Raw genomic sequence first — 22,191 nt, forward strand, 5'->3', positions numbered from 1 at the left:
CGCCCTACCCCGCCGCACCGTCGGCCGGACGGAAGCGCAGCAGCAGCGGTGCTACGGCCGACACCGGCACGGTCAGCGCCAGCCGGCCGTCGGCATCCGCATCGGCGCTGCCGGACCACAGCCGGGTTCCATCACGTTCCGCCGTAACGGTCCAGCGGCCGGGGTACGGCACCTGCCAGACCATGCCGCCCCCGCCATAGCCGGTGGCGGCGACGTGGAAACCCTGCTTCTCCGCAGTCAGGGCAGAGAAGGCCCAGCGGCCCTCGACCAGATAGGGCAAAGCGGCGGGCGGATCGCGGTCGGCGCGGCCGGTCTCCGCCAGCGCCACCACCGGCTCCGCCACCGCGGGGTCGAGCGCGACATAGAGGCTGCCCTGGCTGTGGCGCTGGCCCAGCACGCCACTGGAGCGGGCGAAATCGATGGTGTCGGCGCTGGCATGGTCGAAGCGCAGCGTGTTCAGCGCCCCGCGGTCGCGCACGCGCCAGCGCCGGGTGCCGTCCAGCGCCTCGAAGCGGGTGGTGTAGAAGCCCCCGGCGATGCGGGCGTAGGTGGAGGCGGCGACGGGCGCCAGTTCCTGCCCGCGGGCGGCGGTCAGGACCGAGACCAGCGCGTTCAGGCTGGCCGGCTTCTGGCCGGTGTACATGTGATAATAGACGTTGAAGGGCTTCAGCCGCAGCGGGCTGCCGGCATGCCGCATGGTGTTCACCAGATTGCGGTAGCCGTAGAAACGGCTGGTCCACAGCTCGGTATAGGTGTTCTCGTTGCTGCCGGCGGCGTAGATCTGGCGTTCCGCCCCCACCGGCAGGCCGATGGGCGGCAGGCCGGTGACGGAGGGAAAATCGGCGTCGAAGCGGGCGTCGCCGCCGTTGATGTTGACCCCGCCGGCCTTGCGCACCGCCGCCAGCGCCGCCTCGAAGGGGGAGGTGTCGCCCGACCATTGCACCAGCACCGCCCGCTTGCCGGCGGGGGCCAGCCGGGTGAAATAGTCGAGCGCGCCGCCGATCTCCTGGTCCAGGTCGAAGGGCTGTTGCAGATAGGCGCGCGGCACGGCGTAGCGGCCGATGTCCGACACCTCGCCGGCCTCCTCCGCCGCATGGTCGTCGCCCTTGCCGGGCTTGCGGCTGTCCTCGCGGTCGAGGAAGGGCGCCTCGTTCTGCCGGCTGTAATCCTTGAAGAAGGCCCACTGGAAGGGGTGGGTCCAGGTGTGGCTGGATGGCTCGACCTGCGGCAGGGCGAACAGCGCCTTGGCCGCCGCCAGCGATTCCGGCGTGCCCTTCCAGGTCGGGTCGAGATCGCCGACGATCGGGGCGACCGACACCGGCAGGTCGGGAAAGGGTTCGATGGCGGCGGTGCGCACCATGTCGGCGGACAGGACGCGGCGGGCGGCATAGGGCGCCACCTCCGTCACGTTGCGCCAGCCGTCGCCGTCGATGTGGCTGAAATAGAGCCGGCGGCCCGACAGGGTGGTGACGTCGGGCTTCGGCAGGTCGTCGGTGGCGAAGCTGTCGCGGAAGAAGGCGAAGGGGTCGACGATCCATTGGCGCCGGTTGTATTCGGCGTCGAAATAGCGGCCGTACCCTTCCGTCACCAGACCGCCGGCCGGGCCGGTGACCACCAGATGGCTGTCGCCGGCCGGATCGTCGCCGCGCCGCATCACCAGATGGGAGGTGAAGCGTTCGTCGGTCTTGCGGAACAGCGGATAGCCGGGCAGCACCCCTGACAGTGGCCGCTCGAACCCGATCATCCCGTCGGCCAGCACCGGCTTGGATTTGTAGGTCAGGTCGGAATAGCCGTCGTCGTCGCGCAGCCCGAAACGGGCGAAAAAGCGGTTGGAGAGGGCCAGCGCCACCGGCTTGCCGCCGCGCTCCAGCCGCACCCCCGGCTGGCCCAGCACGGCGAAGCGGACGCCGCGGTCCATGGCGCGGGCCGCCCAGCCGACATAGGCGCCGACATCGGCGAAGGGCTCCCCCGCGAACCAGGTGACGACGCCGCGCAGGTCGGGATAGCGCGACAGGTCGGGCAGCCCGTCGGCGACGTTCCAATAGACCACCGACAGGCCGAGATGGTTCAGCGGCAGTTCCGCCATCGTGTGGATGCGGCTGAGGCGGATCGTGCTTTCCTCGCGCAGATCGACCAGCGCCAGGATGGTGCGCGGCACCGTCTGCTGGGCCGTCGCGGCTGGAGAACCGGCGGCTTGGGCCGATACGGCCATGTCGGGCGATAGCAGGCCGAGGGCGAGGGCCGCCGCCTTGAATACGCACATCTTCCTGCCCGGGAGACTCTCCCTCTCCCCCCCGGGGAGAGGGCCGGGGTGAGGGGGATGCACAAGGATGGATTCTCGAGAATCCTCGCCGCGCGACCCCCTCGCCCTAACCCTCTCCCCAGGGGGGAGAGGGGATCTCTGAGATCTCTTCATGCGTGACGAAATACCCCTCACCGCGGCGGCTCCGGGATGATGCGGTCGAGTTCGACCGTCGCCACGTAGGGGGAAAAGCCGTTGGCCCGTTGCAAATCGTAGATCGCCCGCACACCCGCCCCGTCGGCGGGGTCCCAGTAATCCAGCGTGTGGAGGCCGAGTTGCGGGTTCAGCGCGCCGGCGGCCTTCAGCGCGTCGACCTGGAACCGGTAATCCTCCGTACTCTGGCGATGCGGGCGCTTGGCGGCGAAATCCCAGCCGGCATAGACGCTCTCGCCCAGCGCATGACTCAGCAGCGGGGCGGTCTGCGGCAGGATTTCATAGGCGCGGTTCTGCATCAGGCCGATGTCCGGCCAATTGCGGCGGATGGCCCGCACCAGCGCCGCCGCCGCATCGGTCATGCCGCGCCAGCGCTTGGCGTCGGTGCGTTCCAGATGCGGCGGGTTGTCGAGCGTGTCGAGAAAGACGCCGTGGAAGCCCTCGCGCAGGATGGCGGGAACCAGCTCCTCCACCACCAGCTTGACCCAGCGGCGATCCCGCACATCGACATAGAAGCTGCCGGGCCAGTTGGGATTTTCCTGGTCCAGAATACCCCAGCTTTTCACCCGGTCGAACCAGGGGCGGTGCGTCTCCACCTCCCCCACGCTGAGATAGCCGAGCAGGGTCTTGCCACGGTCGGCCAGCGGTTGCAACGGCGGGTGGGTGCGGCTGTCGAGGACCAGCAGACGGTAGGGCTGGAAGGCGGACAGCGGAGCGGCGTCGGCATAATAGACCGCCCAGGACCCAGCCGTGGCTTGACCCGAAGCTTGACCGGAGTTTGCGGCCCGCAAGGCTCTGTTGGGCAGCGCCAGCAGCGCCGCACCCGACAAAAGCCCGCCGGCGACCGCCCGCCGCCTGATCAAACCACCGATCACGCCACCCCTGCCCTATTGTTCAGCCGAATTTCTTTGCCGGATTTTTCAGCCCCAGATCTTCAACCAAGCCACGCCAGCGTCTGGCGCAGCCCATCCTCCAGCGGCGTGTCGCAGCTCATGCCGAAGGCGGTGACCAGACGCGTGGGATCGCCGATGGACACCCGGATGTCGCCCGGCCGCGCCGGACCGTAACGCCGGTCGAGCGGTCGGCCCGACAGTTCCGCCAGCACCTCCGCCAGCCGGTTGACCGAGGTCGGACGGCCGGTGCAGACGTTGTAGACCGGGGCGCCAGGCTGCGGATGCCCCATCGCAGCAGTCAGGTATCGCACCAGATCCTTTACAAAGATGAAATCCCGCACCTGCTCTCCGTCCCCATTGACGGTGATCGGTTCTCCCCTGGCGATGCGGCCGGCGAAGATGGAGATGACGCCGGAATAGGGGGATTTCGGATCCTGGCGCGGACCATAGACGTTGAAGAAGCGGAAGCCGGCGGTCGGCACGCCATGCACCCCGTCCGCCACCCGCGCATGCAGCTCGCAACCCAGCTTGTCGGCGCCATAGGCCGACAGCGGACGGGTGGCCGCATCCTCGCTCAGCGGCATGTCGGGGTTGTCGCCATAGACGGCGGCGGAAGAGGCGTAGATGACCGGAATCGGGCCGGCCGGATTGGCGCGGCGGGCGGCGTCGAACACGGCGATGGTGCCGGACAGGTTGGCGTGGTGGGTTTCCAGCCATGCCTCGCGCGAGCGGTCGACCGAGGCGACGGCAGCCAGATGGAAACAGCCGTCCACACCCTTGCCGTCCTCTCCGGACATCGCGGCCCGGACAGCGTCGGCATCGGCCACGTCGCCGACCATCACCGGCACGCCGTCCGGCAGGTTTTCGTGCTTGCCGGTCGACAGGTCATCCAGAACCCGCACCTCGTCCCCGGCCGCCAGCAGCCGTTCGATCAGATGCGAGCCGATGAAACCGCAACCGCCGGTGACCAGATAACGCGCCATTGCTGTGGCTCCCTCCGCTTTTGCGTGTGTTTTGGGTGATACGCGAAGTCAGAGGCGCCGGATCTGGGTAATCTGAAATCGGACGCAAAAAATTCAGGCCGGGAGGAAACTGGCGACGGCGGCCTGGAATTCCTTGGGCTTGATCGGCTTCGACACATGGCCGTCGAAACCGGCATCGGCCAGCCGGCGCTTGTCGGCGGGGGTGGCGAGGTTGGTGACGGCCAGCACCGGGGTGGCGGCAAGGGCGGCATCGGCGCGGATCTGGCGGATCAGTTCCAACCCCGACAAGCCGGGCATGACGATGTCCATCACCACCAGATCAGGCGCCATGTCGCGCATCAGGCCAAGAACCGAGGTGGCGTCGGACGCCTCGACCACGGTGAAGCCGCCTTCCTCCAGGCAACGGACGAAGAGCTTGCGCATCAACACATTGTCTTCGACCACCAGGATCGTTCGCGTCTTTTCGACCGTGTCCAACATCTCGCCATCCAGACCCAGTGGCGTGAGCGGCGTCGCCGGTGTCGGACGCCAGTGTCGGACATGGCGCGACCCTACGCCGCACGCCAATGCCACTATTCACGCAAGGTTCGCTCTCTATCCCTTTTTGGGTCTGCGGTCAAGCCATCCACGACATTGCCCTACTCCGCTCGGGGGGATGTTTCATGGAAATTGCTCTCGGAGCTTCTCTTTCTCGGCATATCACTTGGACTGACAAGCTGCTTTCATCGAGAAGAAAGAATCTTATACGAACAATGAGGAAGATGATCTTCTCTATGAAATCTTTATCCCGGCTTCGGAAATCTGCATCGCCCCCTCATGACGGTCTGCGCAATTGAAAGGGCACGCGCAACAAGGAGGCGCAACAGCATGCTCGACATTCCATTCCTGGCCGTGACGCTGGCATTTTTCAGGGCCGACACCACAGCTCCCCATACCTCCGGCTGACGCTGTCTCGACAGAGTCAGCCGGAGGAGGTGGAGACTGTTGCGGATCAGCGCTTCTTCCCTCCATGCGGCAGGTAGCTCTGGACGAGATCCTTGGCGGTGTCCTTCAGCATGTCCCACGCCTCCGGATCACCCTTGGCCAGCGTCGCCATCATCGCGGCGGCGTTCTTCAAGGTGATGTGCGGCGGCAGCGGTGGGACATTGGGGTCGGTGCAGGCCTCGACCACCACCGGGCCGCGGACCGCCATCGCCTCGTCCCAGACAGCGGCGAGATCTTCGGGCTTGTCGACGAACAGGCCCTTGAAGCCGAGCAGCTCGGCATAGCGGGCATAGGGGAAATCGGGAAGCTCCTGCGAGGCCTCGAACTTGGGATCGCCATTCTGGGCGCGCATCTCCCAGGTCACCTGGTTGAGGTCGCGGTTGTTCAGCACCAGAACGACGAAGCGCGGGTCGCTCCATCGCTTCCAGTATTTGGACAGGGTGATCAGCGCGTTCATGCCGTTCATCTGCATGGCGCCGTCGCCGACGATGGCCAGCACCGGACGGTCGGGATGGGCGAACTTGGCGGCCAGGGCATAGGGCATGCCCGGCCCCATGGTGGCGAGGCCGCCGCACAGGGTGGCCTTCATCCCGCGGCGGAGCTTGATGTCGCGGGCATACCAGTTGGTGCCCGATCCGGTGTCGCAGGCGATCACCACGTCGTCGGGCAGCCTCGGCGACAGCTCCCAGAAGACGCGCTGCGGGTTCAGCGGCGTGGCGTCGTTCATGGCGCGGGCTTCCAGCACCTTCCACCACTCGGCAACGCCGGCCTCGATCCGCTCACGCCAGGACCGGTCCTGCTTGCGCTGGAGCAGCGGGATCAGCTCGCGCAGGGTACCGGCGCTGTCGCCGACGAGGTTCACCTCCATGGGATAGCGGATGCCGAGCATCTTCGGGTCGATGTCGATCTGCACGCCGCGCGCCTGCCCCTCCTTGGGCAGGAACTCCGAATAGGGGAAACCGGAACCGATCATCAGCAGCGTGTCGCAGTTCACCATCATTTCGTAGCTCGGCCGGGTGCCGAGCAGGCCGATGGAGCCGGTGACGAAGGGCAGATCGTCGGGCAGCGCCGCCTTGCCGAGCAGCGCCTTGGCGACGCCGGCCCCCAGGATGTCGGCGATCTCGATCACCTCGTCGGTGGCGTTCAGCGCCCCGGCGCCGACCAGGATCGCGACCTTCGACCCGGCATTCAGCACGTCGGCGGCGCGGCGCAGATCGGCCTCGGCCGGGCGCACGACGGGTGCGGAATAGCCGGCGCCGGAATGGATGGTGCCATGGGCGCGGGCCGGCGCCTCCACCGCGTCCATCTCCTGCAGATCGTTGGGCATGACGATGCAGGTCACCGTGCGCTCGGCCTTGGCGATGCGCACCGCACGGTCGACGATGTGCCGCACCTGGGCCGGGGTGGAGGCCATCTGCACATATTCGCCGGCCACATCCTTGAAGAGGGAGACGAGGTCGACCTCCTGCTGGTAGTGGCCGCCGAGTGCGGTCAGCGCCTGCTGGCCGACGATGGCGAGCACCGGCTGGTGGTCCAGCTTCGCGTCATACAGGCCGTTCAGCAGATGGATCGCGCCAGGGCCGGAGGTGGCGAGGCAGACTCCCAGCTCACCGGTGTATTTGGCGTGCGCCGTCGCCATGAAGGCGGCCAGCTCCTCATGGCGGGGCTGGATGAACTCGAACCGGTCGCCGGCGCGGGCGAGCGCGCCGACCAGCCCGTTGATGCCGTCGCCGGGATAGCCGAAGATCCGCTTCACTCCCCATTCGGAGAGCCGCTGCCAAAAGAAGTCGCTGACGTTCGCAGCCATTGTCGCCTCTCTTGTTTCTGGTCGGATGTCACCGCCGTTCCTGTTTCAACTGCGCGCCGCCCCTTCGGTTCGCCGGAGGACGCTTTTTTTCTAGGTCGGCAAGCGTTGCTGCCTGTTGATCCCGCGAGAGGGGATTGCGCTGGAGGATGTGATGGCGCGGCAGGTCTGTCGGGTTCGGCAAGGCTCGGAACGGGTTCCGGTACCGGAGCGTCGGGACTGCCCGGCGTGCGGAAGGCGGATGCGCATCCGCTATGAGAACCGGCGGACGGTGCTGACGCTGAACGGGTTTTTGAGCGGCTTCGTCTCAAGGTCCAGCGATGCGAGAACCCGGCGTGCACCCGCCGCCACCGGGCTTATCGGCCAGAGGCGGAACGGCAGCTTACCCTGTCGCATCATGAGTTCGGGCTCGATGTCATTGCCCTGATCGGGGCGTTGCGCCATCGCGAGCATCGCAAGGTGCTGTGGGTGATCCGCGATTGCCTGTCGGGACGGGTCCTGCTGGCGCGCCCGCTGCTCTCGGCGACCCAGGCCGACCTCGCCGGGCTGTTGCGGGAGGTGATCGCGGCGCTGCCCGTGCCAGGGGCCGGGGTGGTGAGCGATGGCCAGCATTCGATCCGGCGAGCGGTGGCCGGGGCGCTGCCCGGCGTGCCGCGCACCAACAACGATCTCGAACATCCGTTCGGCAGCCATCGCCATCATGAACGCCGGGCAACCGGGCGAAGGGTCGCCTCGCCGTCCTTGGTGCTGCGCGGCTCCGTGCATATCGTGGCTGCCACGGCAACCCGCATCGCTCCCTTTACCGCCCGCGATCTCGCCACCGACCATACGCGATGGCTCAAACTCCGCAGGGCTTTGGAAACCCGCCGCCAAGCCCGAGCCTCGTGCATGCGCTTTCGGCGCAATCTGCAAACCTGTCCCGCCGACCACGAACGCCGCGCCTGTCGGCAGGGATTGCCGACATAGTTTTTTACGCTTCCCAACCATCACTGAATGCGATCGAGCGCCTTGTAGTACAGCCCCACCAGCGGCAGAAACCAGGGCTTGCCGAAATGGCCGGGCACGGCGGGCCAGGACAGACCCTTCAGCGGATTGCGGTCCTCGCGGCCCAGGATCGCGTCGGCCATGGTCATGCCGAGATGGGTGGACAGCTGCGCCCCATGGCCGGAATAGCCCATGGCGTACCACAGGCCGTCCTGGTAGCCGGCGCGCGGGTAGCGGTCGCTGGTCATGTCGACCAGCCCGCCCCAGCAATAGTCGATGTCGATGCTGGCGATCTGCGGGAAAATCTTTGCGAGGCTCGCGCGCAGGATCGCACCGCTCTTGGCATCGGAGCGCTGGTCGGAGGTGGCCGAGAAGCGGGCACGGCCGCCGAAGATCAGCCGCCGGTCGGGCGACAGGCGGAAGTAGTTGCCGATGTTCATCGACGTGACGTAGGTGCGGTTGCCGGGCACCACCGACGCGATCTCTGCGTCGCTCAGCGGGCGGGTGGCGATGATGAAGCTGCCGACGGAGATGATGCGGCGGCGGAAATGGCTGAAGTTCGGCGTGGTGTAGGCGCCGGTGGCGACCAGAACGTCCTTGGCGGTGACCGTACCGCGCGGGGTGGACAGCGTGTGGCGGTCGCCAGAACGGGTGATCGCGCCGACCGGTGCGTTTTCGACCAGAACCGCGCCATGGCGCCTGGCAGCGTCGGCCAGCCCGGTGACGAAGCGGCCCATATGCATCATGGCACTCTTGCGCGACAGCATGGCGCCATGGAAGGGCGAGCCGACCTCCCCCTTCAGATCCGCGGCGGACAGCAGCGCTGTGTCGGGATCGACCTCGCGGTGCACAACCTCGAAATTGCGGGCGATGGTGTCGAAATGCGCAGGCTTGGAGGCCATTTTCAGCTTGCCGGCGTAGCGGAAATCGCAGTCGATCCCCTCTTCGGCGATCAGCGCCTTCAGCGTGTCGATGGACTGGTCGAAGGCGCGGTAGAGGGCGATGGCACGCTCCGTCCCCAAGGCAGCCTTGGCGGCGATGAAGCTGTGGGACAGACCGTTGTTGAGGTGGCCGCCGTTGCGGCCGGAGGCGCCGCCGCCGACGCGGCCGGCCTCCAGCACGATCACCCGCGCGCCGGCCTTGGCAAGCTGGCGGGCGGCACCCAGGCCGGTGAACCCACCTCCGACAACGGCGACGTCATAATGGCCCTCGACGGCCCCCTCGGCCCCGCCCGTGAAGGCAGGGGCGGTGTCGTGCCAGTAGGAGACGAATTTCATGACCTGGGTCCTTCCTATTGCAGCCTGAACCGTGAAATCCGTCCCTTACAGCCCGACCACGCCGGGCAGGCCGGAGATGTCGCGGATCTCGGTATAGCCGTAATAGGGGTTGGCCGGTTCGTGGCCGCGGTTGACCCACACCTTGTTGCGGATCCCCAGATCATGCGCCGACATCAGGTCGTAGCGGAAGGAGGAGGAGCAGTGCAGGATGTCCTCCGGCCCGCAGCCCAGCATGTCGAACATGTATTCGAACGCCTGGAAGCGCGGCTTGTAGGCCTGCGCCTGCTCGGCGGTGTAGACGGCGTGGAAAGGCGCACCCAGCTTCGCCACGTTCGACGGGATCTGGTCGTTCATGGCGTTGGACAGGATGACCAGCGGGATTTCCCTGGCGACCTTGGCCAGCCCGGCCGGGACGTCCGCATGCGGCCCCCAGGTGGGAACCCGCTCATAGACCATGCGTGCGTCCTCGTCGCGGAAGACGACGTTGTTGCGCTTGCAGCTGCGCTCCAGCGCATTGTGCACGACCTCGGCGTAGGGTTTCCACGCACCCATGATCTCGTCAAGGCGGTAGGCGGCGAAGTTCTTGATGAACTCCGTCATCCGCGCCTCGTCGAGGATCGATCCGTACAGATCGCGCGCGGCTTCGGCCATCTGAAAGTTGATCAGCGTGCCGTGGCAATCGAAGGTGACGTATTTCGGCCGAAACTGGCTCATGGCTGCTTCCTTAAGATGGACGCGGGGAGAGGGGGATTGGATGGGGCCCGACCGGCCCTGCCCCACGATCCTAGCCCTGCCCCGGCACCGGGCCTGACCGAATTGGCCGGCGCGAAAGCACAAAGTTCCGTTTCCGTCTCGACCCTCAGCATTTGGTTGGGAGGCAAACGGTGTCAGGGCGCTCCGGACAGGGTATGGACGGGCCGTCCGCGGGCCCGGCGGCACCGTCCACGGCATAAGATGCGGCAGGCTGCTAAAGCAAAGGTGAAAGATGTCGCGGCGGGGATCGCCTTCAGACAATCGTCCGGAAGCGGTGCGCCCACTCTAGAGGCAGAGGGTGAAAGGACTGCCCATGAGCAAGAACACGGTTTCCAAAAGAACGGTTCACTGTTCGGCCTTCGAGCCGAAGCATCTCAGGGACGCGGTCGCCCTGTCGCGGCAGGAGCAATGGCCGCATCGCCTGGAAGACTGGTCACTGAGCCTTTCGCTGAGCCAGGGGCTCGTCGCCCTGGACGCGGAGACGTCGCAGGTGGTCGGCACGGTGCTGATGACGCCCTATGGCGTGGATGCGGCCACCATCAATATGGTCATCGTCGATGAAGGCTGGCGCGGGCAGGGCCTAGGCCGCCGCCTGATGGACGAGGCGATGGCGCTGGCGGGCGACCGCCCCCTGCGTCTCGTCGCGACCCGCGACGGCCTGCCGCTCTACGAAAAGCTGGGCTTCCGCGAGGTCAACACCGTGCTTCAACACCAGGGGGAAGCCAGTCCGATGTCGTCGGTTGCGGCGGAAGACGCCGCCCCGGCCGGCGACGGCGACCGCGCCGCCATCGCCGCACTGGACCGACAGGCTTTCGGCGCCGACCGCGGCCTGCTGCTGGAGCGCTTCGCCGAGATCGGCTCCTTCACGCTGCTGCGCCGGAACGGCGCGCCCGTCGGCTTCGCCGCCTTGCGCGACTTCGGCCGCGGACAGGTGATCGGCCCGGTGGTGGCCCCCGATGCGGATGGCGCCAAGGCCCTGATCGCTCCGATCATCGCGGCATATCCTGGAAAATTCCTGCGGGTGGACACCACGGTCGACACCGGCCTGGGACCGTGGCTGGCCGATTGCGGCCTGCGCCATGTCGGCGGCGGCATCGCCATGCGCCGCCCCGCCCCCACGGCGGCTGCCCTGTCGGCCGCCCCTGTTGCAACCGCAGGCGCTTCGACTTTCGCGCTCGCCAGCCAGGCACTCGGCTGATCCGGAGAGGACCATGCTCAGCAATTCCCTGATCGAACTCGACCGTGCCCATCTGGTCCATCCCGTCGCGTCCTACCGCGGCCACGAGAAGGCGGGGGTGCGGGTGATCACCTCCGGCGCCGGGGCGACGGTCACCGACGCCGCCGGCCGCCGGCTGGTCGACGGTTTCGCCGGCCTGTGGTGCGTCAATGCCGGCTATGGGCAGCAGAGCCTCGTCGACGCCGCCACCCGCCAGATGCAGGAACTGCCCTACGCCACCGGCTATTTCGGGCTTGGCAGCGAGCCGGCGATCCGGCTGGCGGCGGCGCTCGCCGAACGCGCGCCGGGCGACCTGAACCACGTCTATTTCACGCTGGGCGGATCCGACGCTGTGGACAGCACCATCCGCTTCATCCGCTATTACTGGCAGGCCAAGGGCCAGCCGCAGCGCGACCAGTTCATTTCCATCGAGCAGGGCTATCACGGCTCCTCCACCGTCGGATCCGGACTGACCGCCCTGCCCGCCTTCCATGCCGGTTTCGGCGTCCCGTTCGACTGGCAGCACAAGATTCCGTCGCACTACGCCTACCGCAACCCGGTCGGTGACAATGCCGAGGCGATCATCGCCGCGTCGCTTGCCGCACTCGACGCCAAGATCGCCGAGATCGGCGGGCCGGAGCGGGTCGCCGCCTTCTATGCCGAGCCGATCCAGGGATCGGGGGGCGTGCTGGTGCCGCCCGACGGCTGGATGAAGGCGATGTGCGACCGCTGCCGCAGCCTGGGCATCCTGTTCGTCGCCGACGAGGTCATCACCGGCTTCGGCCGCACCGGTCCGCTGTTCGCCTGCACCGACGACGACGTGGTCCCCGACATGATGACCACGGCGAAGGGCCTGACCTCCGGTTATGTGCCGATGGGTGCGGTCTTCCTGTCCGACGCGGTTTACGATACCATTGCCGATGCCGCCGGCAGCACCGCCGTCGGGCATGGCTACACCTACTCCGCACATCCCGTAAGCGCTGCGGTAGGGCTTGCGGCATTGCGTCTGTACGAGGACAGCCTGCTCGCCAACGGCGTCAAGGCCGGTGCGCGGCTGATGGCCGGACTGCATGCGTTGCGCGACCATCCGCTGGTCGGCGACGTACGCGGGCGCGGCATGCTGGCCGCCATCGAACTGGTGGTGGACAAGGAGCGCAAGACCCCGCTGCCCGCCGCCGCCGAACCGTCGCGCCGGATTTTCGACCGCGCCTGGAACAACGGGCTGGTGATCCGCGCCTTCGCGAACGGCGTGCTGGGTTACGCCCCGCCGCTCTGCTGCACCGACGCGGACATCGACGCAATCCTGGAACGTACGGCCCAGACCCTCGACCAGACCCTGGAGGACCCCGAGGTCCGCCGGGCGATGCGATAGACGGAATAGGGGGTATCCGCTGAAGAATCCGCGAATACCGCCGTATCCAGCATTTTCTGCTGTCCAACAGTGAAGATTCGGAGACCGGCCTCCAACCCATCGACCACACTGGATGGGAAGACGTGCGGATCTCCAGACCACCTCCAGAGCCCCCGGCAGGCGACCCTGCCGGACCTGAAACGCTCCGCCGGACCGGAACGGTCCCCACGCGGTCCTTGATGAGGAGTTGGTGCGTTGACCAAGAGTCTCCTGAACTTCAAATATCTGACCTTCGACGTCGTCGGCACCCTGATCGACTTCGAAGCCGGCATGAAGGACTGCCTCGCCGGGATCGCGGCCGAGGCCGGAACCACGGTCGACGGTGAGGCGGCGCTGGCCCTCTACCGCGAGGCCCGCACATCCCCCGACGCCGGCCTGTTCCCCGACGACATGGTCCGCGTCTATGCGATCATCGCGCCGAAGCTGGGGCTGCCCGCCGGCACGCAGTACGGCGAGCGCCTGCGGGATTCGGCGGCGTCCTGGAGCGGCTTCCCCGACAGCCGGGACGCCTTGGCCCGCCTGTCCAAGCGCTACAAGCTGATCGCGATGACCAACGCGCGGCGCTGGGCCTTCACCCATTTCTCCCGCGAACTGGGTGATCCGTTCTTTGCCGGCTTCACCACCGACGACACCGGCGTCGAGAAGCCCAACCCCGCCTTCTTCCATCAGGTGTTCGACTTCGTCGAGCGCGACGGCGGCAGCAAGGACGACATCCTGCACGTCGCGCAGAGCCAGTATCACGACATCGGGGTTTCGCGTAGCCTCGGCATGACCAACTGCTGGATCCAGCGGCGGCATGCCCAGAAGGGCTATGGCGGCTCCATCGAACCCGACAAGTTCACCCAGCCGGATTTCCATTTCCGCTCCATGGTGGAACTGGCCGATGCCGTCGACGCCGCCGCAAAGCCGGAGACGGTCTCCGCGTAACCGGGAAAAAATCCGGAGCGCACCGAAAGAAACGAATAAACACCCCGAACAGAGTGAGGCTAGCATGACAAAGACGCCTGATAGCTGGACCCGCACCGACGACAGCATGGTCGAAAACGCCATCCGTCGCGGGGCCAACCGCCGCGACCTGCTGAAGATGCTGTTGGCGGGCGGGATGTCCCTGCCGGCCATCGACCTCGTTCTGGGCCGCGCCAACGCCGCGGTTTCGGACGAACCGGTGAAGGGCGGCGCGCTCAAGGCCGCCGGCTGGTCGTCCTCGACCGCCGACACGCTCGATCCGGCGAAGGCGTCGCTCTCCACCGACTATGTGCGCTGCTGCGCCTTCTACAACCGCCTGACCTTCCTCGACAAGGCCGGCATTCCCAAGATGGAGCTGGCCAAGTCGATCGACACCGACGACGCCAAGACCTGGACGATCAAGCTTCGCACCGGCGTGACCTTCCATGACGGCAAGTCGCTGACGGCCGATGACGTGGTGTTCTCGCTGAAGCGACACCTCGATCCGGCCGTCGGGTCCAAGGTCGCGAAGATCGCCGCCCAGATGACCGACATCAAGGCGGCGGACAAGAGCACCGTCGTGATCACGCTGGCCGGCGCGAACGCCGACCTGCCGACCATCCTGTCCATGCATCACTTCATGATCGTGGCCGACGGCACCACCGACTTCTCCAAGGGCAACGGCACCGGAGCCTTCATCTGCAAGAGCTTCGAGCCGGGCGTGCGGTCCATCGGCGTACGCAACCCGAACTACTGGAAGGGCGGTCCGCATGTCGACTCCTTCGAGTTCTTCGCGATCAGCGACGATAACGCTCGCGTCAACGCGCTGCTGTCCGGCGACATCCATCTGGCCGCGGCAATCAACCCGCGCTCCACGCGGCTGGTGGACGGGCAACAGGGCTTCTCCCTGTCCAAGACGACGTCGGGCAACTACACCAACCTGAACATCCGCCTGGACATGGAGCCGGGCACTCGCAAGGATTTCGTGGACGGGATGAAATATCTCGTCAACCGCGAGCAGATCGTCAAATCCGCCCTGCGCGGCTTCGGCGAGGTCGGCAACGATCAGCCGGTGTCCCCGGCCAGCCCGTTCCACAATGCCGCGCTGAAGCCCAAGCCCTTCGATCCGGAAAAGGCGAAATCCCTTTTCAAGAAGGCGGGCCTGCTGGGACAATCCATCCCGGTGATCACGTCGGATGCCGCTTCGTCCGCCATCGACATGGCCATGGTGGTCCAGGCTGCCGGCGCCGAGATCGGCATGAAGCTCGACGTCCAGCGCGTGCCGTCCGACGGCTATTGGAGCAATTACTGGCTGAAGGCTCCGGTCCATTTCGGCAACATCAACCCGCGTCCGACGCCGGACATCCTCTTCTCCCTGCTCTACGCCTCCGAAGCGCCGTGGAACGAGAGCCGATACAAGTCCGAGAAGTTCGACAAGATGATGCTGGAAGCGCGCGCCACGCTCGCCTGGGAAAAGCGCAAGGAACTCTACGACCAGATGCAGGTGATGATCGCCGAGGAAGCCGGCACCATCATCCCCGCCTACATCTCCAACGTGGACGCCATCACCAACAAGCTGAAGGGCCTTGCCCCGAACCCGCTGGGCGGCATGATGGGCTACGCTTTCGCCGAGTATGTCTGGCTGACCGCCTGATACAGTGGATGGCCGGGGCAGGCCGGACACCGGTCCGGCCACCCCGGCCTCTCGTCGCCCATCCGGGCAACCCCTCCGGGGGCGCCTCACCTCTTAGAGGCCAGGCATGAAATCTCGCGTTCCCTCCCTCATCCTCGGTCGGCTGCTCATCGCACTGGTCACGCTGACGATCGTGTCCTTCGCCGTGTTCTTCGCCACCACCATGCTGCCCGGTGACACGGCGATGATCCTGCTGGGGCAGTCGGCGACGCCGGAAGCGGTCGCCGGCCTGCGCGCGGCCATGCATCTCGACGAACCGGCCCTGCTGCGCTTCCTCTACTGGATCGGCGGGCTGTTCCAGGGTGATCTCGGCACCTCCTATGCGAACCAGATGCCGGTGACCACGCTGATCGCCGACCGGCTGGCCAACACGCTCAAGCTGGCGGGGCTGACCACGCTCGTGACGGTTCCCCTGGCGCTGACGCTCGGCATCACTGCGGCCATGTGGCGGGGCACGCTGTATGACCGCATCGTCACCATCGCCACCATCGGCGTGATATCCGTCCCGGAATTCGTGTTGGCGACCTTGGCCGTCCTGGTGTTCGCCGTCTATCTGAAATGGCTGCCGGCCCTGTCCTTCACCTATCAGGTCGACAGCTTCTCCGGCCTGCTGCGGGTCTATGCCATGCCGGTCATCACCCTGACCTTCGTGGTCTCGGCGCAGATGATCCGCATGAGCCGGGCCGCGGTGATCGAGACGCTGAACACGCCCTATGTCGAGATGGCGCTGCTGAAAGGGGCGTCGCGGCCCCGGATGGTGCTGCGCCACGCCCTGCCCAACGCGCTCGGTCCGATCGCCAATGCGGTGGCGCTGTCGCTGTCCTATCTGGTGGGCGGCGTCATCATCGTCGAGACGATCTTCAATTATCCGGGCATCGCCAAGCTGATGGTGGACGGGGTGTCCACCCGCGACCTGCCGCTGATCCAGTCCTGCGCGATGATCTTCTGCTTCGGGTATCTGCTTCTGATCACCACCGCCGACATCGTCGCCATCCTGTCGAACCCGAGGCTCCGATGAAGACATACTCCCCCACCGGCATCCTCGCGGCACGGTCGGGCTACCGGATCAATCTGGTCGGCCTGGTCAGCTTCTTCGTGGTCCTGTTCTGGGCACTGGTCGCCCTGTTCGCTCCCTACATCGCCCCCCATTCGGTTGGGGAGATGGTCGACCTGGATTATTTCGGCCCGATGCGGCCCGGCCTGTGGCTCGGGTCGGATTATCTCGGGCGCGACATGCTCTCCCGCGTCATCTTCGGCGCGCGCTACACCGTCGGCATCTCGCTGGCCGCGGTGTCCATCGCCTGCTTCACCGGCGTGGTGCTGGGCATGACCTCGGCCGTGCTGCGCGGACCGGTGGACATGGTGGTCAGCCGCCTGCTCGACGCGCTCAATTCCATTCCCAGCAAACTGTTCGGCCTGATGGTGGTGGCGGCGGTCGGCTCGTCCATCCCCGTGCTGATCCTGACCCTGTCGGTCATCTACGTCCCCGGCGCCTACCGCTTCAGCCGGGCGCTGGCGGTCAACATCGACACGATGGACTTCGTCATGGTCGCCCGCATCCGCGGGGAGAAACTGCCCTATCTGATCGGGTCGGAGATCCTGCCCAACATCCTCGGCCCAGTGCTGGCCGACCTGGGCCTGCGCTTCGTCTTCATCGTCCTTCTGCTGTCTGGCCTGTCCTTCCTGGGGTTGGGCGTCCAGCCGCCCTATGCCGACTGGGGCGCGCTGGTGCGCGAGAACATCGGCGGCCTGCCCTTCGCCGCACCGGCGGTGATCGTGCCCTCGCTGGCGATCGCCACCCTGACCATCAGCGTCAACCTGCTGATCGACAATCTTCCGCAGAAGATCCGGGACCGGAGTGCCTCCTGATGACGAACCTCGTCGAAATCCGTGGCCTGACCGTCGAGGCCACCACCGATTCCGGTCGCTGGATCCAGATCCTGAAGGGCATCGACCTGGACATCGCCGCCGGCGAGACCGTCGCCTTCATCGGCGAAAGCGGTTCCGGCAAGACCACCGCCGCCATGACGCTGCTGGGCTACGCCCGTCCGGGCTGCCGGATTTCCGGCGGCACGGTGAAGGTCGACGGCCATGACATGGTGACCCTGTCGGAAAAGGAACGGGCCGCCCTGCGCGGGACCACCGTGGCCTATGTGCCGCAGAGTGCGGCCGCTGCCTTCAACCCGGCGGCGACGATCATGGATCAGGTCATCGAGGTGACGCGGATCCACCGGCTGATGCCGCCGGACGAGGCCCGCCGCCGGGCGGTCGCCCTGTTCCGCGCCCTGTCCCTGCCCGATCCCGACGGCATCGGCGACCGTTACCCGCATCAGGTGTCGGGCGGTCAGCTGCAAAGGCTGGCGGCGGCGATGGCCCTGATCGGCGATCCCAAGGTGGTGATCTTCGACGAACCGACCACGGCGCTGGACGTCACCACCCAGGTCGAGGTGCTGCGCGCCTTCAAGGCGGTGACCGCCCAGCGCCGGATCGCCTGCGTCTATGTCTCCCACGATCTGGCCGTGGTCGCCCAGATCGCCGACCGCATCATGGTGCTGCGCAACGGCGCGGTGCAGGAAACGGGCAGCGTCCACGACATCCTGACACGCCCGACGCACCCCTACACCAAGGAGCTGCTGCACGCCTTCCACCCCGACACCGGCGGGCGGGCGGCGCTGCCCGTCACCGACGACACCGCCCCGCTGCTGGAAATCAATACGCTGAGCGCCGGTTACGGCCCGCCGCAGTCGAACGGACAGCCGCTGGTCCTCGCGGTCAAGGGGGTGAGCCTTCAGGTGAGGCGCGGCACCAATCTCGGCATCATCGGCGAGTCCGGCTGCGGCAAATCCACACTGGCGCGCTCCATCGCCGGAATCCTGCCGGCCTGCAAGGGCGACATCCAGTTCAACGGCAAGGAGCTGTGGCACAGTGCCCGGCAGCGCAGCCACGACCAGCTGCGCGATTTGCAGATCGTCTTCCAGCATGCCGACACCGCCCTCAACCCGGCCAAGTCGATCGAGGACATTCTGGGCCGTCCGCTGACCTTCTATCACGGCCTGCGCGGCAAGGCCCGCGACGTGCGCGTCGATGCCCTGCTCGACATGGTCCGCCTGCCCCGCGCCCTGCGCCACCGGCGCCCGGCCGAACTGTCGGGCGGCCAGAAGCAGCGGGTCAATTTCGCCCGCGCGCTCGCCGCCGAACCGAAGCTGATCCTGTGCGACGAGATCACCTCGGCCCTCGACACCGTCGTCGCCGCGGCGATCATCGATCTGCTGAAGGAACTTCAGCGCGAGCTTGGCCTGTCCTATGTCTTCATCAGCCACGACCTGTCGGTGATCGAGGCGATCTGCGACGAGATCATCGTGATGTATCGCGGACAGACGGTGGAGACCATCATTCCCGCCGCCCGCCAGCAGCCGCAGCACCCTTATTCGAAGCTGCTGTTCTCCTCTGTGCCGAAGCTGGACCCGACCTGGCTCGACACGCTGAACATCGATGCCGACCGCATGCGGGTGGCGTAACGGGACTGCTCCCGCGCGGTCATCGCCGCGCGGGAGGCGACACCCCTCACATCTGGAACAGCGTGGTCAACGGCATGTGGGCGCGGACGATCGGCGACTTCAGCACGACGTAGCTGAAATACTTGTCGATGCCGATGTCCATGTCGGTCAGCTTCTCCATGATCTCCTGATACTCGCCGATGCCGGACGTGACGAACTTCAGCATGTAGTCGTAGCCGCCGGACACCAGATGGCATTCCAGCAGCTGTTCGATCTTCTTGACGGCGGCCAGGAAGCGGGCGAAATCGACCTGCCGGTGGTTCTTCAACGTCACTTCGGTGAAGACGGTCAGGGTCTGACCGAGTTTGCTGACGTTGATCTGGGCCGTGTAGCCTTCGATGTAGCCCTCCGCCTGGAGCTTCTTGACCCGCATCAGGCAGGGGCTGGGCGACAGATTCACCAGCTCGGCCAACTCCACGTTGGTGATCCGGCCGTTCTTCTGGAGCTGATGCAGAATCTTGATGTCGATGCGGTCCAGCTTCATGGGGAACCCATCCGGTTCGAGGGCGGGGGAGCGGAAAACGGCAGCAGAAAATTCTGCCGTTTCGACCATCGAAGCTTAGCACGCGCAGCCGCCCTGTCGATGACCGAGTGGCTTTCCTCCCGCAGAACAAAGCGTCGGGCTTTCGTGCATCGACAGAAGATAATGCCGTTCAATCTCCCAAAGCAGCGCCCGCCCATCCGCGCGCCGTGGCTAGATGAGTCAACGCCGAAATCGGAGATCCGCCCCATGCCCGCCCCTTTGCAAACCATCCCGTCCTCGCCACAGCTCCCGGATCAGGCGGATGTCGTCGTGATCGGCGGCGGCATCGTCGGCGTCTGGGCGGCCTATTTCCTGGCAAAGCGCGGCCTGTCGGTGGCCCTGGTGGAAAAGGGGCAGGTCGGGGCAGAGCAGTCGAGCCGCAACTGGGGCTGGTGCCGCCAGCAGAATCGTGACGCGCGCGAATTGCCGATGGCGACCAAGAGCCTGGATTTGTGGGAACGCTTTGCCGCCGAAAGCGGCGAGGACACCGGCTTCAGCCGCTGCGGCCTGCTCTATCTCAGCAATGACGACCAGGAATTGGCGGGCTGGGCGCGCTGGCGCGATTTCGCACGGACGGTCGGCGTCACCACCCATATGTTGTCCAGCGAAGAGGCCGCCGAGCGCGGCCGGGCGACCGGCCGGCCCTGGAAGGGCGGCGTCTTCTCGCCGTCCGACGGCATCGCCGACCCCTCCCGCGCAGCCCCCGCGGTGGCGCGGGCGATCATGAAGCTGGGGGGCACGGTGCATCAGGGCTGCGCCGCGCGCGGGCTGGAAACCGCTGGCGGACGGGTCAGCGGCGTCGTCACCGAGAAGGGCACGATCCGCACCAAAATCGTGGTCATGTCGGGCGGGGCCTGGACCTCCTCCTTCTGCCATCAGATGGGCGTGCGTTTGCCGCTGGCCTCGATCCGCTCGTCGATCCTGTCGGTCGGTCCCAGCCCGTCCGGTTTACCCGACGCCTTGCACACCTCTGCCGTGTCGATCACCCGGCGCGGCGACGGCGGGCATACGCTGGCCATCAGCGGGCGGGCGCGCGTCGATCCGACGCCTCAGCAGTTCCGCTTCGCACCGCAATTCATGCCGATGTTCGCCCGGCGCTGGCGCAACCTGATGCCCGGCGGGATGGAGGGCCTTCGTTCCGGGCACGAGACTCTGCGGCGCTGGCGCCTCGACCGCCCGACACCGATGGAGCGGGTGCGGGTGCTGGACCCCACGCCGGACCGCGGCACCATCCGCCTGACCCACGAGCGGGCCACGGCGCTGCTGCCCGGCCTGAAGGGCGCGCCGATCACCGCCGCCTGGGGCGGCTACATCGACAGCACGCCCGACGGCGTTCCGGCCATCGGCGAGGTCGGCAGCCTGCCCGGCATGATCCTGGCCGCCGGCTTCAGCGGCCATGGCTTCGGCATCGGCCCCGGCGCCGGCCATCTGATCGCCGACCTGATCACCGCCCAGACGCCGATCGTCGATCCCAAGCCCTACCACCCGGATCGCTTCGCCGGCTTTTCCGCCGGAAAGGTCGCCGATTTCTGACCGCGGGCACGTCCGTCAGGAACCGCCCGGCTCAAGGGCATGGGCGGCACGGCGCAGACAATCGCGCATCAGGGCGTGGCTGCCGGACAACGGGCGCTCCTTGCTGGTCAGGATGGCGATGGGCACACGGATGCTCGGGCGGAAGGGCCGCTGGACGATGCCGGAAAACTGGCTCCACGGCAGAAGTCCGTCGACCACCGCCACGCCGATCCCCTCCCGCACGAAGGGCAGCGCGGTGATCGACAGGTCGATCTCCACCGCCGGGGCGTAGATGCCCCCCTCGGCCTCCAGCGCCCCGGCCAGCAGCCGGCCGGGCAGCGTGTCCACCCGGTAGGAAATCAGCGTCTCCTCCGCCAGATCGGCAAAACCCAGCTCGTCCTGTTCGGCCAACCGATGCCTCTCCGGCAACAGGCAGACCAGTTCGGCATGCCCGACCGTTTCGACGTCGATGTCGTGATGGGGCATATCGTTCATCGCCACCCCCAGCAGCACGTCGCCACTGCGCAGCATGTCCAGAATGTTGGCGATCGGCGCGACCAGTGACCGCACGACGATGTCCGGATGCGCCTCGCGGAAGGCGGTCAACGCCTTGGGAACGATGGACATCGACGGCGGGGCCGAGGCGGCGAGACGGACCAGGCCGGTGCGGCCATGGCGCATGTCGATGGTGCGCCGGCGGAGCGCACCAAGCTCGGCAAAGATGCGCTCCGCCTCCGGATACAGTTCGTTGGCCTCCTGCGTCGGCACCAGACGGCCGCGCACCCGGTCGAACAGCTTGAAACCCAGCTGATCTTCGGCATGCAGCAGGATCTGGCTCAAGGCCGGCTGCGAGATGTTCAGCATCGCCGCCGCCCCGGTCACCGTTCCGCAGCGCATCAGCATGCAGAAGACTTCCAACTGACGGGCTTGCATTCAGGATCCTGGGCGCGGGCAACGGGAGGGCCACGACTATAGCGACCCATGCGCCAAAGGGTCGAGCCTTTCGCGGACACAGCCGGACCGCAATGGTTCCGGCCGCGCCACAACAGTCAGGCGCTATGCGACAGCTTCACGCCGGGAATGTCGACCGGCATGTCGAAGGCGACGTTCACGTAGCTGGTGAAAAGGTTCAGTGCGACATGGACCAGGATCTCGACGATCGCCTCGTCGTCGAAGCCGGCCTCACGCAGGGCCGCGACGG

Annotated in this window: 17 protein-coding genes and 1 pseudogene; 9 read left to right on the top strand and 9 right to left on the bottom strand. The window is 66.8% G+C overall.

What is annotated here, in order from left to right:
* Positions 1 to 4: 4 nt before the first annotated feature.
* From J2848_RS25065 to J2848_RS25085, 5 genes are all read right to left on the bottom strand, one after another.
* Complete coding sequence (locus J2848_RS25065; RefSeq protein WP_149234901.1) at positions 5 to 2,263, bottom strand: polysaccharide deacetylase family protein; 2,259 nt, start codon at positions 2,261 to 2,263, stop codon at positions 5 to 7.
* A gap of 170 nt (positions 2,264 to 2,433) precedes the next feature.
* Positions 2,434 to 3,330, bottom strand: a complete 897-nt coding sequence (locus J2848_RS25070; RefSeq protein ID WP_149234902.1) for a glycoside hydrolase family 191 protein — start codon at positions 3,328 to 3,330, stop codon at positions 2,434 to 2,436.
* Positions 3,331 to 3,389: 59 nt separating this feature from the next.
* The gene (locus J2848_RS25075) at positions 3,390 to 4,331 is read right to left on the bottom strand and encodes an NAD-dependent epimerase/dehydratase family protein (protein ID WP_149234903.1); all 942 of its coding nucleotides are present in this window, start codon (positions 4,329 to 4,331) and stop codon (positions 3,390 to 3,392) included.
* A gap of 93 nt (positions 4,332 to 4,424) precedes the next feature.
* Complete coding sequence (locus tag J2848_RS25080) at positions 4,425 to 4,811, bottom strand: response regulator (RefSeq protein WP_149234904.1); 387 nt, start codon at positions 4,809 to 4,811, stop codon at positions 4,425 to 4,427.
* A 511-nt stretch (positions 4,812 to 5,322) separates the two neighbouring features.
* Positions 5,323 to 7,122, bottom strand: a complete 1,800-nt coding sequence (locus J2848_RS25085; protein WP_149234905.1) for a thiamine pyrophosphate-requiring protein — start codon at positions 7,120 to 7,122, stop codon at positions 5,323 to 5,325.
* A 238-nt stretch (positions 7,123 to 7,360) separates the two neighbouring features.
* On the opposite strand from J2848_RS25085, the pseudogene J2848_RS25090 reads away from it, so the two are divergent.
* Positions 7,361 to 8,085: pseudogene (locus tag J2848_RS25090) on the top strand (hypothetical protein).
* A gap of 20 nt (positions 8,086 to 8,105) precedes the next feature.
* On the opposite strand, the gene J2848_RS25095 reads toward J2848_RS25090, so the two are convergent.
* Both J2848_RS25095 and J2848_RS25100 read right to left on the bottom strand, forming a co-directional pair.
* Positions 8,106 to 9,380, bottom strand: coding sequence for an NAD(P)/FAD-dependent oxidoreductase (locus J2848_RS25095; protein ID WP_149234906.1), 1,275 nt, complete (start codon positions 9,378 to 9,380; stop codon positions 8,106 to 8,108).
* Positions 9,381 to 9,425: 45 nt separating this feature from the next.
* Positions 9,426 to 10,094 carry a haloacid dehalogenase type II gene (locus tag J2848_RS25100; protein WP_149234907.1) on the bottom strand — a complete coding sequence of 223 codons (669 nt, stop codon included), beginning with the start codon at positions 10,092 to 10,094 and terminating at the stop codon, positions 9,426 to 9,428.
* Between the two features lie 352 nt (positions 10,095 to 10,446).
* Between J2848_RS25100 and J2848_RS25105 the strand changes: the two genes are divergently transcribed.
* The 7 genes from J2848_RS25105 (at position 10,447) to J2848_RS25135 (ending at position 18,916) form a co-directional block, all read left to right on the top strand.
* Positions 10,447 to 11,331, top strand: coding sequence for a GNAT family N-acetyltransferase (locus J2848_RS25105; RefSeq protein ID WP_149234908.1), 885 nt, complete (start codon positions 10,447 to 10,449; stop codon positions 11,329 to 11,331).
* A 13-nt stretch (positions 11,332 to 11,344) separates the two neighbouring features.
* Positions 11,345 to 12,721: an aspartate aminotransferase family protein gene (locus tag J2848_RS25110; RefSeq protein ID WP_149234909.1), complete on the top strand. Its 1,377-nt coding sequence runs from the start codon at positions 11,345 to 11,347 to the stop codon at positions 12,719 to 12,721.
* Positions 12,722 to 12,955: 234 nt separating this feature from the next.
* Complete coding sequence (locus J2848_RS25115) at positions 12,956 to 13,687, top strand: HAD-IA family hydrolase (RefSeq protein WP_149234910.1); 732 nt, start codon at positions 12,956 to 12,958, stop codon at positions 13,685 to 13,687.
* 64 nt (positions 13,688 to 13,751) lie between these two features.
* Positions 13,752 to 15,359, top strand: coding sequence for an ABC transporter substrate-binding protein (locus J2848_RS25120; RefSeq protein ID WP_149234911.1), 1,608 nt, complete (start codon positions 13,752 to 13,754; stop codon positions 15,357 to 15,359).
* Positions 15,360 to 15,465: 106 nt separating this feature from the next.
* On the top strand, positions 15,466 to 16,416 hold the full coding sequence (locus J2848_RS25125; protein ID WP_149234912.1) for an ABC transporter permease: 951 nt from the start codon (positions 15,466 to 15,468) through the stop codon (positions 16,414 to 16,416).
* A complete protein-coding gene (locus J2848_RS25130) occupies positions 16,413 to 17,267 on the top strand; it encodes an ABC transporter permease (protein ID WP_149234913.1) in 855 nt (284 codons plus the stop codon). Before J2848_RS25125 ends, J2848_RS25130 begins: the two co-directional genes overlap by 4 nt.
* Complete coding sequence (locus J2848_RS25135; protein WP_149234914.1) at positions 17,267 to 18,916, top strand: ABC transporter ATP-binding protein; 1,650 nt, start codon at positions 17,267 to 17,269, stop codon at positions 18,914 to 18,916. The genes J2848_RS25130 and J2848_RS25135 overlap by 1 nt, the downstream gene beginning before the upstream one ends.
* A 46-nt stretch (positions 18,917 to 18,962) precedes the next feature.
* Here J2848_RS25135 and J2848_RS25140 read toward each other — a convergent pair whose 3' ends face one another.
* Positions 18,963 to 19,439 carry an Lrp/AsnC family transcriptional regulator gene (locus J2848_RS25140; RefSeq protein ID WP_098734844.1) on the bottom strand — a complete coding sequence of 159 codons (477 nt, stop codon included), beginning with the start codon at positions 19,437 to 19,439 and terminating at the stop codon, positions 18,963 to 18,965.
* Between the two features lie 246 nt (positions 19,440 to 19,685).
* On the opposite strand from J2848_RS25140, the gene J2848_RS25145 reads away from it, so the two are divergent.
* Positions 19,686 to 21,011, top strand: a complete 1,326-nt coding sequence (locus tag J2848_RS25145) for an NAD(P)/FAD-dependent oxidoreductase (protein ID WP_149234915.1) — start codon at positions 19,686 to 19,688, stop codon at positions 21,009 to 21,011.
* Positions 21,012 to 21,026: 15 nt separating this feature from the next.
* Here J2848_RS25145 and J2848_RS25150 read toward each other — a convergent pair whose 3' ends face one another.
* Positions 21,027 to 21,923 (bottom strand): LysR substrate-binding domain-containing protein, encoded by an 897-nt coding sequence (locus tag J2848_RS25150; RefSeq protein WP_149234916.1) that lies wholly within the window; start codon positions 21,921 to 21,923, stop codon positions 21,027 to 21,029.
* Positions 21,924 to 22,191 lie beyond the last annotated feature (268 nt).

This window comes from Azospirillum lipoferum (assembly GCF_024170005.1).
GTDB classification, from domain to species: Bacteria; Pseudomonadota; Alphaproteobacteria; order Azospirillales; family Azospirillaceae; genus Azospirillum; species Azospirillum lipoferum.